The organism is Frankia alni ACN14a (assembly GCF_000058485.1).
Lineage (GTDB): Bacteria > Actinomycetota > Actinomycetes > Frankiales > Frankiaceae > Frankia > Frankia alni.
This window is the reverse complement of sequence record NC_008278.1, coordinates 3,515,834-3,530,714: the sequence shown is the minus strand read 5'-3', so window position 1 is coordinate 3,530,714 and position 14,881 is coordinate 3,515,834. Positions and strand designations below refer to the sequence as shown.

Here is a 14,881-nt window from a genome sequence, read left to right as displayed (position 1 = left end):
ACTCACGCGGCGGTGAAGGCCATGATGTAGGTGCCCGGATGGGTGGCGCCCGACTGGTCGAGGACCGGGCCGCCGTCCCAGCGCAGCTCGACCGCGGTGGTCGTGTCCGGCGGGGTGACGAGGACGCGCGCGGGGAGGAACGCGCCGCTGTCGCCGGGCTCGGTGGTCAGGTAGGTCAGATTCGCCCGGGCGTCGGCGCCGGGCGGCAGGTCGATCCGGCCGGGTCGGACGAGCGGCGATCGCACGACGTCGTAGGCCGATCCGTCGCGGGCGACGAACCGCACCCCGGGATAGCCGGTCACGGCGCAGCGCCGCGGCGACCGGTTCGTCACCACCAGCGGACGCTGATGCTGCCCGCCGGCCGCGGCGTCCGCCGCACCGAGCGCGACGGTCAGGTCCCCCGCCTCGCACCGCGGGACCGCCGACGTGCCGCTCCCGGCGGCCACCGCCGGCGATGAGGGTGTTGCCGAGGACAGCCGCACCTTCGCCGCCGACGCCGCCGGGACCGCCGACGCGGACGTCGGAGACGTCGCGGAGGTCGGGAGCGGGCTCGTGCCGGTGGCGACGGTGGAGCCACCACAGCCGGCGGCGGTCAGCAGGGCGGCCAGCGAGATGGCCACCAGGCCCGGACGCCCCCCGGGTTCGCCACGCATGTCGTACCTCCGCACTCGCCAGTCCGAACTTCGTCAACGACGGCCAGGTGACCAGCACCGTGGACGCCGGCCGGCCGGCTCGTGCCCGCCGCTACCTTGACGATGGCGCGGCAGCCCGCCCACCGGACCGAACTATCCCACCGACACACGCCAGCCACCCGCCCGGTCACGGCTCGGGACGGGGCGGGACGGCTGGTCGTCGCGCAGGACCTCCAGGGTGAGGCGCACGGTTGCCCGCGGCTCCGCAGGTGAAGCCGGAGGATTCCGGTACTCCTTGGCAGACCGGGGATCCGGCATCTCACACCGCGGATCAATCGTGCGCCAAGGGTTCCTCCACTCCAGGGGGAACTCACCCTCCGGCCATGGACGATCGCGTCACTCCATCCGCACTTCATTCTGCCGGAAGACGAACGATCACCTTATAGTCAAGCTTGCGGTCTTCCTGTCCGCCGCAGCAGGAAGGTCCGCGCTCGGCCTGACCGCCGAACAAGTGCACATACAACGGCCGCACACCAGTTAGAGTGGCCACCGAAGCGACGACAGGACGGCGCATCGGCCGGGAGGCTCGCGGAAGGAGGGTCTGATGCCATCGGTGTTCGCGGGTCGCCGGAAGACACGGAGTATGACTGACCGGGTCACGCTGGTGATTGGGCTGTCCCACCAGGAGGCGGTGGAGCTGGGAGTCGAGGAAGCCGACACCGAGCACGTGCTTCTCGGGCTTCTGCGTGAAGGTCACGGGGTCGCGGGGGTCGCCTTGCGGGCCCTGGGTCTCTCGTATGAATCGGTGCGTACGCGGTTCGACCGGAGCCCGGGCAGCCCCCATTCACCGTCACGTGAGGTGACGCCCTTCACTCCCCGAGTCAAGGAGGCATTTCGGTTGGCAGCAGCGGAGTCGCAACGAGCTGGTAGCGACCGAATCGAAACCGAACATCTGCTGCTCGCGCTCGCAACCGTGCCACACGGAGTAGCCGCCGACATCCTCGCCGGAGCGGGAGTAGACGAGGGTGCGCTGCGTGCCGAGATCGACCGTATTCTCACGACAGATCCCCCCGGAAGACTGCCCGACCTCGACGATGTGAACCAGGAGATCTCTCGCCTGGAGGACGCAGCCGCGGTCGCGCTCCGAGCGGACGATCTGGATTTGTTTCGAGAACTGACAGAGACGAGGAACTCGGTGGTCGAGCAGATGTTCGACCGTGTCGAACGTTGGCGCGCGAACCTTGACGCATACGCTGTACTCGAACTGGTCGAAGAGCAGCAGCGGCTGCGCGCCGAGGTGCAGAATCTCCGCGTACTGCTTGCCGAAGAAGAATCGGAACCACCTGACCACAGTTAACCCTGCCGAGTTCGAAACCCGACGGGAAACGTACCTTCTCGAGGCCGCAGGACCTGACGGCCCGGTGGCCTCGCGGGTGCGTCGGCCCACTCGGGTCGGCGATGCTTCCAGACGGGCACTCGGGCTGTGTCTCGGCGCTGCGCTGGGTCTTTCGCGCCACCAGCACATTCTTGGCCCTCGAATACCTGAAGTCGGTCATCACGGTGACCATCTGACGCCGTGGGCGTTGAGCCGACGGAGCCTCTGTCGATGCGGGATGTCCATCTTCCCGACGAGTGGAACGTGTCTTCGACGGCTTCCACTTCTTCCCCGGCCGGAAGCAGAGGCGGGCCATCGAAGACTATCCGAGAGGTCTCCTCACCATGATGTCGAACCTGCGCATGCGGTGCTGGCCGATGCTCGCAGCGCTGATCATCATGGCTCTCCAGGTGCCCTGCGGTACTGGTGCCGACCGCCTGCGGAAGAAGACGCGCGATGGGGGCGCGTGGCGTTTCATCAACGACCGCTCTGGCAAGCTGATGAGCGTACCCGGATCGTCCACCACACGCGGGCTGCAGCTCCACCAGTGGGCGGACGAGGGTCACGGCGATCAGCGTTGGACGATCCTTCCCCGGGTCTGACCGGTCATCCTGCCGAGGTCCGAACCGGGACCGCGGCGATGGTCCCCGGGCGAGCTCGCCTGCCAGGCCCGGCCTGGCGGCGGCGGGTCGGCTGGGTGCGCAGGGACTCGTCGAACAGGACGCGGCGGTGGCGGCCCTGGCGCTTGGCGGCGTACATGGCGATGTCGGCGGCGTGCAGGATCTCGCGGGGGTCGGTCAGCCCGGGGCCGGACACGGCGACGCCGACGCTGGAGGTGACCCGCGGACCGCCGCCGGGCGCACGCACGGCGGCGGTCTCGACGATGCGGTCGGCGATGCCGGTGACGGCCTCCACCGAGGTGATTCCCGCGCAGAGCACGGCGAACTCGTCGCCGGCGAGGCGGGCGACGGTGTCGCCGGGACGCACCGCCCGCCGCAACCGCGCCGCCACCTCGCGCAGCACCCAGTCGCCCGCCTGGTGGCCCGCAGAGTCGTTGACCGCCTTGAAGCCGTCGAGATCGACGAAGAGCAGGCCCACCCGGTCCTGCCACCGGTCGGCCTCGGCCCGGGCGAGGGCCCGCCCGAGCCGGTCGAGGAACGACACTCGGTTCGGCAGGCCGGTGAGCCCGTCGCGCAGCGCGCGGCGGCGGGCCCGCGCCGCCCGCGCCCGCGCCGCCTCGTGGCCGCGCGCCGACACGACGGCGGTCGAGATCTGGCCGGCGACCAGGGCGACGAAGTCGCGGTAGTCGCCGTCGAGCGCGAGCCGGTCGCTCAGGCCGGCCAGCAGCAGGCCGATCGGGTGGCCGTCGCGGCCGTTGGCAAACGGCACCGCCAGCGCCGACCTCGACGGCGGCGAGCCCGACGGCGGCGAGCCCGACGGCGGCGAGCCCGATGACGGCGAGGCGGCCGCGAGCACCACCCGGCACCGCGACGCCACCTGGTCCACGATCCGCGCCTGCCCCGACGTCAGCGCCTGGGTCGCCTCGGGGACGGGTCCGCCCGGCGCGAGCGCGGCGCACAGGTCCGCGGCCGCGTCCTCGCCGGCCAGGCCCGACCAGCTCATCAGCCGCGGCGGCAGGCGGGGGCGCCGCTGGTCGCGCAGCAGGATGAGGCAGTACGGCAGGTCGTCGCGCCAACGCCCCGCCACCGCGGCGGCGCGGGTGCACACCGAGCGCTGGTCGCCGCGGAGCGAGGCGACGGCGGCGAGATCGCGCAGGCAGGCGAGGCGACGGGTGTCGATCATCTGCCGGGTCGTCTCCTGCGCGGTCGTCAACGCGCCGACGATCCGCCCGCCGCGTTCGGCGTCACGCACCGGGCCGAAGGAGAAGGTGAAGTAGGTCTCCTCCAGGTAGCCGTGCCGGAACATCAGCAGCCGCTGGTCCTGGGACCAGGTGGCGCCGCCGCCGGACATCACCTGGTCGAGCAGCGGCCGCATGAAGTCCCAGATCTCGGGCCAGACGTCGCGGAACGGCCGGCCGAGGGCATCGGGATGCTTGCGGCCCAGAATGGGAATGGTGGCGTCGTTGTAGAGGTAGGCCAGCTCCGGCCCCCAGGTGACCACCATCGAGAAGCGGGACTCCAGGCACAGGCCGACGCAGGTGCGCAGGCTGCTGCTCCACGTCTCGGGCGGCCCGAGGGAGGTGGGGCCCCAGTCCTTGGCCGCCATCAGCCGGCCCATCTGGCCGCCGGACGCGAACGCCGCGCCCAAGCCGCCGTCACGTCCCGAGGCATCCTCGCCCGCGTGCGCGTCGCCCGCGTGCGCGTCGCGCGCGAACGCGTCCACCGCGTGCGAACCCCGGGCCGCACCCGCTCGCGTCCTCGTCCGCGCCCTCGCTGCCGTCCGACCACTCCCCTCGCCGACCCACCCGTCACCGGCGACGCTCATGTCCCGAACGCCCGCCCCCTCCCGGCTATAGCCGTCGCCCGCGGCGGCAAACCCCGCCCGGATCGGCCCCGGGCCGGCGGTGGGCTGTGGGCGGTGGGCGGTGGGCGCTGGGCGGTGGGCGCTGGGCGGTGGGCGCTGGGCGGTGGACGTCAGCGCATCATCAGGGTGCCGCCGTCGACGGGGAAGATCTGGCCGGTCATGAAGCGGGCGCCGTCGCTGGCGAGGAAGGCGAGGACGGGGACGAAGTCGCGCTGGACGTCGCCGAGCTTCCCGCCGATCGGGATGCTGCGCTGCAGGGTGGCGTCGTGCGCGGCGAGCTGCTCGGCGGTCATCGAGGCGCGGGTCCGCTCGTACATCGGCGTCACGATCGCGGGGGCGACCGCGTTCACGGTGATGCCGTGGCTGGCCCACTCGACGGCCACGGTGCGGGTCCAGGCGACGACGGCACCCTTGCTGGCGGCGTAGGCGGCCTTGTTCGGGTAGCCGAGCACGCCGGCGGCGGAGGCGAAGTTGATGATCTGGCCGCCGTGCTCGCGCAGGTGGGTGAACGCGGCCTGGTTGGTCAGCAGGGTACCGGTGGCGTTGACGGCGAGGATCTTGTTCCAGTGGTCGACGGTGAGCTCGGCGGCGGGCGCGGCGGGGGCGATGCCGGCGGCGTGGATGAGGACGTCCAGGCCGCCGAGGTGCGCGACCGCCTTCGCGAAGGCGGTGTCGACCGAGTCGGGGTCGGTGACGTCGCAGGGGACGAAGCGGGCGCCGGCCTGCGCGGCGATCCGCTCGCCGGGATCGACGGTGATGTCGAGGGAGACGACCTGCGCGCCGAGACCGGGCAGCGACTGCACGAGCCCCGCACCCATGCCGCTGGCCCCGCCCGTGATCACGATGCGCCGCGCGTCAAGCCTGACCGCTGCCATGAAGCCGCCTCCCGCGTCCGTCCACACCGGTAGTCCGGTCACGCGGCCGCCTGGTCCGACGCACGGCCAGCCAGCGACGCATCCCGGACGTTTCCCCTGGACGCTACTCCGCGCACCGTTACGCCCGCACGCGTCGGACACTCCCGCAACACGGGAGGAACGCCTTCCGGACGGCCGATCAGCGGGTCAGCAGTTCAGGTGGATCAGCGGCCCTCGCGCCCGCCGGCGGCCAGGTGGGCGAAGTAGTGGGCGAACATCTTCGTGCCGCCGGCGGCCTGGATCCAGTCGTAGTGCTCGTTCGGCGCGTGGTAGCCGTGGCTGGGCAGGCTGAGGCCGAGCAGGACCACGGGGGCCTTCAGGTACTGGTCCATGGTGAGCACGGCTCCGATCGAGCCGCCCTCGCGGACGAACGCCGGGGTCACGCCGAAGGCGTACTCGACGGCGGCGCGGGCGGCGTCGGCGTGCGGGCCGGTGCGGGAGCCCAGGTAGGCGGGCATCGCCGCCTCGAGCTCGATGCGGGCGTCCGGGTGGCGGCGCTGGATGAAGTCGCGGACCAGGTCGAACACGGCGCGGGGGTCCTGGTGGGGGACGATGCGGGAGCTCAGCTTGACGCCGGCGCGCGGCGGGATGACGGTCTTCACCCCCGGGCCGGTGTAGCCGCCGGTGAAGCCGTGCACCTCGAACGTCGGCTCGCCCATGATCTTCGCGAGCACGGAGCGGACGTCGGTGGTGCGCATCGAGGTCAGGCCGTGCATCGCCATGAAGGTGGCGACGTCGAAGCCGGACGCGACGAAGCTGTCGATCTCGGCGTCGGTCACCGGCGCGGCGGCGTCGGCGAAGCCGGGGATCAGCACCCGCCCGGTCGCCGGGTCGAGGCACTCCGCCACGATCTGGGCGAGTTCGGCCAGCGGGTTGCGGGCCGGGCCGCCGGTGAGGCCGGAGTGGGTGTCGTTGGTACCGGTCTCGATGCTCACCTCGAAGGTGACCAGGCCGCGCAGGCCGTAGTCGATGGCCGGCCGGCCGGCGGCGATCCAGACCGTGTCCGAGACGAGGACGGAGTCGGTGGCCAGCCGCGGCAGCTCCTGGCGGACGAAGGTCTCGAAGTGGGGGCTGCCGATCTCCTCCTCCAGCTCCCAGACGAAGGCGATGTTGACCGGCAGGTCCTGGACGATGGCGTACTGGGCGGCCTGCAGCGCGGTGAGCGCGGGGCCCTTGTCGTCGGTGCTGCCGCGCCCGGCGTAGCGATCCCCGGAGATGGTGAGGCGGAACGGCTCGGTGTCCCACTGCGCCGGGTCGGCGGGCTGGACGTCGAGGTGGTTGTAGATCGTGACGGTGGGGCAGTCGGAACCGGCGCGGTACTCGCCGTGGACGACGGGATTGCCGGGCGTGGGCACGATCCGCGCGTCGAGGCCGGCGTCGCTCAGCAGCGTGGCGGCGAGGTCGGCCGTGCGCCCGATGTCGGGCTGGTGGGCGGGATCGGCGCTGACGCCGGCAATCCCGACGAGGCGGGTGAGCCGGTCCTCGAACTCGGGGCGGCGGGCGGCGAGGTAGTCGTCGAGCTGAGCGAGAGCGTCGGCCACGACGTGCATCGTACGGACAGGTCCTGGCACGGGTTGATGGGCGCGGGCGGGGCACGGGAACAGGATGCGAGTCGCCATCGTCGGAGCATCCGGCAACATCGGTTATCACCTGGTCCGCGAGCTGGCCACCGACCCGCGGGTCGACGAGGTCGTCGCAATCGCCCGCCGCCCGCCGCCCGGCCCCCCGTCCGCCGGCTCCCCGTCCGCCGAACCCCCTTCCGCCGGTAGGCCGCGGGCCAGGGTGCGCTGGCTGGCGCTCGACGTGGCGCGCCCCGGGGCCTTCGGCGAGCTGGAGAAGGCGTTCCGCGGCTGTGCGTCGGTCGTGCACCTGGCCTGGCTGATCCAGCCCGAGCGGGCGACGGTCGTCACGGAGGCCACGAACGTCGCGGGGAGCGAACGGGTGTTCGCGGCGGCGCTGGCCACCGGGGTGCCGGCGCTGGTGTACGCGTCGTCCGTCGGTGCCTACCGCCCCCGGGAGTCCCCCCGGCCGGTCGACGAGAACTGGCCGACCACGGGGATCGAGACGTCGCCGTACAGCGTCCAGAAGGTCGCCGTGGAACGGCTGCTGGACAGCCTCGAGGCCGATCATCCGGGGATCCGGGTGTCCCGGCTGCGCCCGGCGATCGTGCTGTCCGCCGCCGCCGCGCAGTCGCAGGCCCGGTACTTCCTCGGCCCGCTGGCGCCGCCGGGCCTGCTGCGCCGTCTCGGCGCCGGCGAGGGGCGGCTGCCGGTCGTGCCGGCCGTGCGCGGACTGATGTTCCAGGTGGTCCACTCCCGCGACGCAGCCGTCGCCTTCGCGTCCGCCGCCCTCAGCCCGACGGCCCGCGGCGCCTACAACGTCGCCGCGGACCCGCCGGTCACGCCGCGGACGCTGCCCGACATGCTCGGCGCCCGCGGGATCCCGCTGCCGCCCGCGCTGCTGCGCGCCGCGGTCGGTGCCGCCTACCGGGCCCGGCTGGCGCCGGTGAGCCCCGGCTGGATCGACCTCGCCCGCGGCGCTCCGATCATGGACACCCGGCGGGCCCGCCGGGAGCTGGGCTGGGCCCCCGTCCTGTCCACGAGCACGGTCCTGCGCGACTGGCTCGTCGGCGCCGGCGCGGGCCGGGGCGAGCAGACCCCGGTCCTGCGCGGCGCGGCCGGCTGGCTCGACCATGCCCGCGGCGCGCGGCGCGCCCTGTCCGGCCGCAGCGGTGGGCGGATCTGAGCCCCGCGTCGCCTGGGCGGCCTACCTGCGGCGCAGGGCGTCGCGGGCCCGGTCGACCAGCGACGCGAACGGGCCGACCGCCCACTGCGCGAGGGGGGAGCCCACCGTGCTCGGGTGGGGGTGGGTCGGCGCCAGACTCTGGACCGCGCGCAGCTGCCGGCCGAGCTTGCGCCGTTCGTCCCGGCTGGTGGCCCCCCGCACGGCCGGGAACTCCTCGAGCTCCTCGCGCTCGGCGTGCTCGGACACCGCCTGCTCGAGTGCCGCGAGCTGCCGGGCGAAGTCCGGGCCGGTGATGTCCAGCTTCTCGAGGGCGGCCAGCACCTTCGCCGCCTGCTTCTCCTCGTGGTTACGGGCCCGCACCACGTCGGGGCCGGCCGACCTGCGCGACACCGGCCGCAGGACCATCTCCTCGCCCGTCTCGTGCGTGGCGAGCAGCGCCCGCAGCTCGTCGAACGCCTTCCTGCGGGGCTCGCCACGCTGCACCCCGACCGCCGCGAACAGGTCGCGGATCCGCGCGTGCTGCGCAAGTAGGAGTCCCACGACGTCGTCCTCGGGCAGCGTCGCCGCCTGCGCGCGTTCCCGCTCCGCCAGATTGCTCGCCATGCCAGGTCTCCTTCTCGCTTCGGGATGAGCCGATCGTTGCCGTCCGATGCGGACGCCGGTCGCTGTGCACGCCGTCCGGGATGAACCGGGGACATCCGGCTGGCCGCCGGCCCGCGACCAGGCCGGCCCGCGACCATGCCGGCCCGCGACCATGGTGGCCACCGCAGCCGGCCCGGCCTGGGCCGACGGGTCAGCGCTACCCGATCCCGCGGGCACAACACGCCTGGGGTGAGCTGGGTGTGGGCAGCGCGTCGCCGCCGTCGCCGGTCCGCTCCCGCGTCGCGCCTCGGTCACACTGCGACGCGGCCGTCAGATTCCCTCGCGCCAACGGTTGGCGGCCGCCCCTTGCGCGGCTCCTAAAAATGTGACGTACTTGTCAGAAGATCGGGACTTCTCCACGGAGCGGATCGGCCGTTGTCCCCTAGGAGGATCACATGCTGCCCGCCAACGCCCAGATCGTCTCGGTAGACGATCACGTGATCGAGCACCCGCGCGTCTGGCTCGATCGCATGCCCGCGAAGTACCAGGACGTCTGCCCGCGCATCGAACGCGCCGAGGACGGCAACGACTGGTGGATCTACGAGGGCCGCCGGGCCGGCAACTTCGCCCTCAACGCGGTGGCCGGCAAGAGCCCGAAGGACTTCGGGCTCGACCCCCGCAGCTATGACGACATGTTACCGGGCTGCTACCGCATCGCCGACCGCATCCGGGACATGGACGAGGAAGGCATTCACGCCCAGCTCTGCTTCCCGAACTTCGCCGGTTTCGCCGGCAGCGTGCTCGCCGCCTCGCAGGACCTGGCGCTGGCCACCGAGACCGTCCGGGCCTACAACGACTTCATCCTCGACGAGTGGTGCGCCGCCGCGCCCGACCGGCAGATCCCGCTGATGATGGTGCCCTACTGGGACGTCGAGGCCGCCGCCGCCGAGATCCGGCGGACCGCCGCGCTGGGCGCGCGCAGCATCACCTTCCCCGAACTGCCCGACCGCCTCGGCCTGCCGTCCTGGCACACCACCCACTGGGACCCGGTGCTCGCCGCCGCCAGCGAGACCGGCCTGCCGATCTGCCTGCACTTCGGCTCCGGCGGGTCGCCGCAGTGCTCCCCCGAGGCGGCCACGACCAACTTCACCGTCGCGATCTCGCTGTTCGCCCTGAACTCCATGTCGGCGACGTCCGAGCTGCTGCTCTCCCCCGTCTTCCACCGGTTCCCGCAAATCAAGATCGCGCTGTCCGAGGGCGGCATCGGCTGGATGCCCTACATGCTCGAGCGGATCGACTACGTGTGGGAGCGTCACCGCTGGTACAACGACGTCAACACCGAGGTGCGGCCCAGCGAGCTGTTCCGCGACCACATCTACGGGTGCTTCATCGTCGACGAGGCCGGCATCGAGGCACGCCACCGCATCGGCGTCGACAACATCATGTTCGAGAGCGACTACCCGCACTCCGACAGCAACTGGCCGAACACCCGCAAGCTGCTCGCCGAGGCGCTGATCAACGTCCCCGACGACGAGGCCCTGCGGATGGTCGAGACGAACGCGCGGACGCTCTACAACTTCCCCCGCACGTCCTGAGGTCCCCGCACGACGCCGCCTGACGGTTCGCTCGTACCACTCCGAGGCGTGGGACCGGCCACAGCCCACCGGTTCGCCTACCGGTCCCACGTCCGGACGCCCTGGCCACGGCCCTGCCGTCGGCGGCGTGAAGGACGTCCCATCGCGACGGTCCGAGGGCCGGACGTATCCCGGATGTCTGTCCGCGCGGCGAGCGCCATCGGCTTGCGACTCCGCCCGTCGGTGACGGCAACGCGCGCGCCGCGCCCGGTGAACGCGCGCTGCCGGCCCGGCGGCCGATCCCTCCCGCGCGGTTCGCGGCACCAGGAGAAAAGGCGAACCGATGAGCCAGAAAATGTTCAGCACGCAGGAGATCGACGAGTTCGTCGAGGCGTTCCGGGCCAACGGCGGCCGACCCGCCGGCAAGTACACGGGAGCCACCCTGCTCCTGCTGGTCACCGGCGCGGAGGCCGACGGGACGCCCCACGTCAGCCCGCTGAACTTCTACGCCGACGCCGACCGGTACTTCGTCTACGCCGTCAACCCGGGCGTCGACGAGGACCCGCGCTGGCTGCACGACCTGCGCGCGAACCCGCAGGCCACCATCGAGGTCGAGGGCCGGCGGCTGCAGGTCACCGCCACGGAGGTGCACGGCGAGAAGCGCGACGAGATGTACGCCCGGCAGGCCGCCCGCTACCCGCAGTTCACCGAGTTGCAGGCGGCCGTGAGCCGCCTCATCCCCGTCGTCGAGCTCCTGCCCACCGGTTCCTGATCATCCCGTCACGTCCCCACCCGCGCGCCGGGGGCATGCCCCCGGCCGCGTCTACAGGTTCAGGGCGAGCAGGACGGCCCCGACAAGCAGCACGGCCAGCGACAGGGCGTAGCGAGCGACGAACTGCCAGCTTCGGGCGGTGTGCCCCGAGGCGCCGGTGATCGAGCGCAGCTCGACGTACGGGCCGGGCGCGCGCAGGAACCAGCCGGTGACCAGCACCTCCTGGTCCACGAAGGCGTCGGCCCCGGTCAGCCCGAAGAAGGTCCGCGCGCCGGGAAACGGCTGCAGGTAGACGATCGGCACGATGCCGCTGTCGTCGGCGAGGACGAAGTCCGGGGAGGCGACGTAGCCGCCCCGACCGACGATCCGGCCGCGCAGGCTGACGGGCACCGCGCCGACCGGGCCCGCGTCGAGGCGTTCGAGCAGGCTCGCGGCCTCGTCCACCGGCTCGGGCGCGCCCAGCGGGCTGCGCAGCGCCGCGCGGACGACGAGCAGCACCCCGGCGGCGGCCACCAGCACCGCGACCGTCCGCGGGCCGCCTACGTCCAGGTGGTGCTGGGCGACGGTGAGGGCGGCGACCAGGCACGCCCAGCCACCGAGGTGCAGGGGAAGTTCCACCAGGAACCGGCCACGGGCCGCCGTCCGCTCCCCCGGCCGGGCCGCCGCGGCCGCGCGCACCGCCCCCCAGCGGGTCGGGGCGCCCGGCAGGCCGCTGCGTTCGAGCGCCGCGATGCGGTGCACGACGAGCGGATGGGTGGCGAACAGTTCCCCCCAGCGCGCCCACGGACTGGTGTTCTCCCACCGCATCGCCGCGGCGATGCGCTCGGGCGGCAGTCCCGGGCCGAGCAGCCCGGCGGCGGGCAGGCCACCCGGGCCGGCGATCCCCAACGCGCCGGTCGAGCGGATCCGGGCCGCCCGGCGGGCGAGGCGGCGGGCCTGACGGTTCTCGTCGTCGGCGCGCAGCGCGGCGATCCGCGCGGCCCGCTCACGGCCCACCTCGTCGATGCCGTAGGCGATGCGGACCAGCGCCGAGCACAGCGCGTCGCCGTCGCCGGTGGCGCGGCAGGAGGCGTGGTCGGCGCCGAACTCGCGGGCCCGGGCGAAGCCGAGCAGCGCGAGCTGCGCGGCGAGGTAGGCGGCGAAGGCGAGCAGCCGGTTGAGGTCGTTGCCGCCCGGCCGGTCGGCGGCGCGCCCACCGGCCGTCGCGAAGTAGAGGACCGCCGGGATGAGGCTGGCCGCGGTCATCACGGCCACGTCCCGGTGCGCGACGTGGCCGAGTTCGTGCGCCACGACCGCCTCGACCTCGCGCTCGTCGAGCCGGTCCAGCAGCCCACGGGAGATCCACACCCGGCTGTCGCGGCGGCTGCGGCCGAAGGTGAACGCGTTCGGTTCGCCGTCCTCGACGATGCCGAGCCGGACCAGGGGCAGGCCGCCCGCCCGGCACTGGCGCGCGACGATCGCGGCCACCGGCTCGTCGCTGCGGTACCCGTCGGCCGTGCGGACGAGCTCCGTCGCCGGGACGAGCCAGGCGATGACCCACGGCGCGACCAGGTACTGGACGGCGACGACGGCCACCCCGCCCGTCACCGCCCAGGCGAACGGCACCGGCGACAGGACCGCCACCAGCCAGCAGGCGAGGGCCAGCACGCCGCCCAGAACGCAGAGCACGGCGATCAGCCGGCGCCGAACATGACCTTGCACGAGACGTTCCCCACCCATCCCCCGAGAACGGCCGAACGGCCGAAACAGGAATCCAATAGTAGAAGGCCAGAATATTCGTTGCACGCCGTTTCACCCGCGCAGCGCCGGCCGGGGCGTCGCGCTCACACGGTCCTCACACGGGCCGCGTGATGTTCTTCGGACGGCCCATGTCCCCCGTCCGGAAAGAGCACTCGATGCGGTCGAAGTCCCACCGCCTGATCCGCGGCCGTGAGCCCCTCGCGCCCAAGGTCCCCGAGATCACGGCCCTGTTCTGGGTCATCAAGATCCTCACCACCGGGATGGGTGAGGCCACCGCGGACTTCCTCGCCGGGGTGAACCTGGTGCTGGCGGCGGCGATCGGCCTGCTCGGTTTCGTCGCGGCACTCTGGCTGCAGTTCCGGTCGCGGCGCTACCAGGCGCCGGTCTACTGGTTCGCCGTGGTGATGCTGGCCGTGTTCGGCACCATGGCCGCCGACGGGCCGCCGTTCGGCCACATCGGCACGACCATCTTCTACGCCGTCGTGCTGGCCGTGGTGTTCCGCCGGTGGCACCGCAGCGAGGGGACGCTGTCCATCCACAGCATCGTCACCCGCCGCCGGGAGACCTACTACTGGTGCACCGTGCTCGCGACCTTCGCGCTCGGCACCGCCCTCGGGGATCTGACGGCGAGCACGCTGCACCTCGGCTTCCTGCCCTCCGGCATCATGTTCGCGGTGATCATCGCCCTGCCGGCGATCGCCTGGTGGCGGTTCGGGCTGGGCGAGGTCGCCGCGTTCTGGCTGGCCTACATCGTCACCCGCCCGCTCGGCGCCTCGTTCGCCGACTGGCTCGGCAAGCCGCACGACCGCACCGGGGTCGGCCTCGGCGACGGGGTCGTCAGCGCGATCGCCACCGTCCTGATCGTCGCGCTCGTCGCCTACGTCACCGTCACCCGCCGCGACATCCAGCGCCAGCAGATCCCTCCCGCGGCCATCCCGCAGCCCACCCATCCGGACGACTCCCCGCAGGACCGCGCGCTGCGGCGGTAGCGCGGCCCGGGTGCCGCGTCCCCGAGAGATCTTTGGCCGGATGCTCGCAGCGTGCGGTGGGTGTGGTGGTCCGGCTACATGCTCTTCACATCCACGATCCCTACGCTGGGCGCATGACAAGGCACTTTAAGCAACATCTCGGGTCCCCGCGTGGTGGAGCGCGCCTCGGTGCATCCTGAAGATCCGGCGCCGGCGCCACCCGCCGAGGTGGCCGGCGCCCCGCCCACCGAGGTCCCCGGGCAGCGGCGCCGGCCGGGCGCCGCCGCCCGGGCCCTGCCGGCGGCCAGCAAGATCCCCCGGGTCACCCTCCTGTTCTGGATCACGAAGATCGTCGCGACGACCCTGGGCGAGACCGGCGGCGATCTGCTGGCCCAGACGATGAAGGTCGGCTACGCCGCCAGCTCGGTCCTGTTCATCGCGCTGTTCCTCGTCAGCCTGACGGTCCAGGTCCGCGCCGACCGCCTCCATCCCGGGCTCTACTGGACGGTCATCCTCGCGACCAGCATGGCCGGGACCACCATGTCGGACTTCGCCAACCGGACCCTCGGCCTCGGCTATCCGCGGGGCGCGGCGATTCTGCTCGGGCTGCTCCTGCTGTTGTTCGCGGCCTGGTGGCGCTCCGGACACACCTTCGACATCACCCGGCCCGTCACCTTCCGGGTCGAACTGCTGTACTGGACCGCCATTCTGCTGTCGAACACGCTGGGAACCTCACTGGGCGATTTCCTGTCCGACAGTTCGGGCCTCGGTTATGCCGGCGGAGCGGCACTGATCTGGTCCCTGCTGGCGGTCATCGCGGTCGCCTGGTACAGCCGCCGCCTCCCGACCACGCTGCTGTTCTGGTCGGCCTTCGTGCTGACTCGCCCGATGGGCGCGACCCTGGGCGATCTGCTCACCAAGCCGACGGCCAGGGGCGGCCTCGCCTACGGCACCTCGGGTGCCTCGGCGATCCTGTTCGGCGTGCTCGTCCTGCTGGTCGTCCACGGATACCGCCGGCAGGCCCGCACCGCCGCGCGGTGAAACGGGCTGGCCGCCTGGTCGGCCGGGCAGGCGGGCAGAAATGGCCGCTCACAC

At 72.7% G+C, this 14,881-nt stretch carries 13 protein-coding genes; 7 read left to right on the top strand and 6 right to left on the bottom strand.

All coding sequences use genetic code 11. From position 1 onward, the window contains the following. Nucleotides 1-2: 2 nt before the first annotated feature. Nucleotides 3-653 carry a DUF4232 domain-containing protein gene (locus tag FRAAL_RS14200; protein ID WP_050997123.1) on the bottom strand — a complete coding sequence of 217 codons (651 nt, stop codon included), beginning with the start codon at nucleotides 651-653 and terminating at the stop codon, nucleotides 3-5. Between the two features lie 583 nt (nucleotides 654-1,236). On the opposite strand from FRAAL_RS14200, the gene FRAAL_RS31700 reads away from it, so the two are divergent. Together FRAAL_RS31700 and FRAAL_RS14190 are read left to right on the top strand one after the other, a co-directional pair. Continuing rightward, nucleotides 1,237-1,989 carry a Clp protease N-terminal domain-containing protein gene (locus FRAAL_RS31700; protein WP_011604393.1) on the top strand — a complete coding sequence of 251 codons (753 nt, stop codon included), beginning with the start codon at nucleotides 1,237-1,239 and terminating at the stop codon, nucleotides 1,987-1,989. A gap of 275 nt (nucleotides 1,990-2,264) precedes the next feature. Continuing rightward, nucleotides 2,265-2,609 (top strand): RICIN domain-containing protein, encoded by a 345-nt coding sequence (locus tag FRAAL_RS14190; RefSeq protein WP_011604392.1) that lies wholly within the window; start codon nucleotides 2,265-2,267, stop codon nucleotides 2,607-2,609. Nucleotides 2,610-2,613: 4 nt separating this feature from the next. On the opposite strand, the gene FRAAL_RS14185 is transcribed toward FRAAL_RS14190, so the two are convergent. The 3 genes from FRAAL_RS14185 to FRAAL_RS14175 all read right to left on the bottom strand — a co-directional run bounded on the left by FRAAL_RS14185 (nucleotide 2,614) and on the right by FRAAL_RS14175 (nucleotide 6,955). Continuing rightward, entirely contained in the window at nucleotides 2,614-4,350 is a 1,737-nt protein-coding gene (locus FRAAL_RS14185; protein WP_011604391.1) for a sensor domain-containing diguanylate cyclase, read from the bottom strand. 251 nt (nucleotides 4,351-4,601) lie between these two features. After that, complete coding sequence (locus FRAAL_RS14180; RefSeq protein ID WP_011604390.1) at nucleotides 4,602-5,366, bottom strand: SDR family NAD(P)-dependent oxidoreductase; 765 nt, start codon at nucleotides 5,364-5,366, stop codon at nucleotides 4,602-4,604. A gap of 203 nt (nucleotides 5,367-5,569) precedes the next feature. Continuing rightward, nucleotides 5,570-6,955 carry a M20/M25/M40 family metallo-hydrolase gene (locus FRAAL_RS14175; RefSeq protein ID WP_306282394.1) on the bottom strand — a complete coding sequence of 462 codons (1,386 nt, stop codon included), beginning with the start codon at nucleotides 6,953-6,955 and terminating at the stop codon, nucleotides 5,570-5,572. 55 nt (nucleotides 6,956-7,010) lie between these two features. On the opposite strand from FRAAL_RS14175, the gene FRAAL_RS14170 reads away from it, so the two are divergent. Beyond that, nucleotides 7,011-8,150: an NAD-dependent epimerase/dehydratase family protein gene (locus tag FRAAL_RS14170; RefSeq protein ID WP_011604388.1), complete on the top strand. Its 1,140-nt coding sequence runs from the start codon at nucleotides 7,011-7,013 to the stop codon at nucleotides 8,148-8,150. Between the two features lie 21 nt (nucleotides 8,151-8,171). On the opposite strand, the gene FRAAL_RS14165 is transcribed toward FRAAL_RS14170, so the two are convergent. Continuing rightward, nucleotides 8,172-8,753 (bottom strand): hemerythrin domain-containing protein, encoded by a 582-nt coding sequence (locus FRAAL_RS14165; RefSeq protein WP_011604387.1) that lies wholly within the window; start codon nucleotides 8,751-8,753, stop codon nucleotides 8,172-8,174. Nucleotides 8,754-9,187: 434 nt separating this feature from the next. Between FRAAL_RS14165 and FRAAL_RS14160 the strand changes: the two genes are divergently transcribed. Both FRAAL_RS14160 and FRAAL_RS14155 read left to right on the top strand, forming a co-directional pair. Beyond that, entirely contained in the window at nucleotides 9,188-10,327 is a 1,140-nt protein-coding gene (locus tag FRAAL_RS14160; protein WP_011604386.1) for an amidohydrolase family protein, read from the top strand. A 322-nt stretch (nucleotides 10,328-10,649) separates the two neighbouring features. Further along, nucleotides 10,650-11,078 carry a nitroreductase/quinone reductase family protein gene (locus tag FRAAL_RS14155; protein ID WP_011604385.1) on the top strand — a complete coding sequence of 143 codons (429 nt, stop codon included), beginning with the start codon at nucleotides 10,650-10,652 and terminating at the stop codon, nucleotides 11,076-11,078. A 51-nt stretch (nucleotides 11,079-11,129) separates the two neighbouring features. Here the strand turns inward: FRAAL_RS14155 and FRAAL_RS35815 are convergent, their stop codons facing one another. Beyond that, on the bottom strand, nucleotides 11,130-12,779 hold the full coding sequence (locus FRAAL_RS35815) for a M48 family metalloprotease (RefSeq protein WP_157892095.1): 1,650 nt from the start codon (nucleotides 12,777-12,779) through the stop codon (nucleotides 11,130-11,132). 194 nt (nucleotides 12,780-12,973) lie between these two features. On the opposite strand from FRAAL_RS35815, the gene FRAAL_RS14145 reads away from it, so the two are divergent. Next, nucleotides 12,974-13,807: a COG4705 family protein gene (locus tag FRAAL_RS14145; protein WP_050997122.1), complete on the top strand. Its 834-nt coding sequence runs from the start codon at nucleotides 12,974-12,976 to the stop codon at nucleotides 13,805-13,807. 168 nt (nucleotides 13,808-13,975) lie between these two features. Continuing rightward, nucleotides 13,976-14,827 carry a COG4705 family protein gene (locus FRAAL_RS14140; protein ID WP_231861647.1) on the top strand — a complete coding sequence of 284 codons (852 nt, stop codon included), beginning with the start codon at nucleotides 13,976-13,978 and terminating at the stop codon, nucleotides 14,825-14,827. The last annotated feature ends 54 nt before the right edge of the window (nucleotides 14,828-14,881 follow it).

Excerpts from the sequence above, each read along its gene's own strand:
- FRAAL_RS14200 (WP_050997123.1), bottom strand. The coding sequence starts at position 653 with ATGCGTGGCGAACCCGGGGGGCGTCCGGGCCTGGTGGCCATCTCGCTG.
- FRAAL_RS31700 (WP_011604393.1), top strand. The coding sequence starts at position 1,237 with ATGCCATCGGTGTTCGCGGGTCGCCGGAAGACACGGAGTATGACTGAC.
- FRAAL_RS14180 (WP_011604390.1), bottom strand. The coding sequence starts at position 5,366 with ATGGCAGCGGTCAGGCTTGACGCGCGGCGCATCGTGATCACGGGCGGG.
- FRAAL_RS14175 (WP_306282394.1), bottom strand. The coding sequence starts at position 6,955 with ATGCACGTCGTGGCCGACGCTCTCGCTCAGCTCGACGACTACCTCGCC.
- FRAAL_RS14170 (WP_011604388.1), top strand. The coding sequence starts at position 7,011 with ATGCGAGTCGCCATCGTCGGAGCATCCGGCAACATCGGTTATCACCTG.
- FRAAL_RS14165 (WP_011604387.1), bottom strand. The coding sequence starts at position 8,753 with ATGGCGAGCAATCTGGCGGAGCGGGAACGCGCGCAGGCGGCGACGCTG.
- FRAAL_RS14160 (WP_011604386.1), top strand. The coding sequence starts at position 9,188 with ATGCTGCCCGCCAACGCCCAGATCGTCTCGGTAGACGATCACGTGATC.
- FRAAL_RS14155 (WP_011604385.1), top strand. The coding sequence starts at position 10,650 with ATGAGCCAGAAAATGTTCAGCACGCAGGAGATCGACGAGTTCGTCGAG.
- FRAAL_RS14145 (WP_050997122.1), top strand. The coding sequence starts at position 12,974 with ATGCGGTCGAAGTCCCACCGCCTGATCCGCGGCCGTGAGCCCCTCGCG.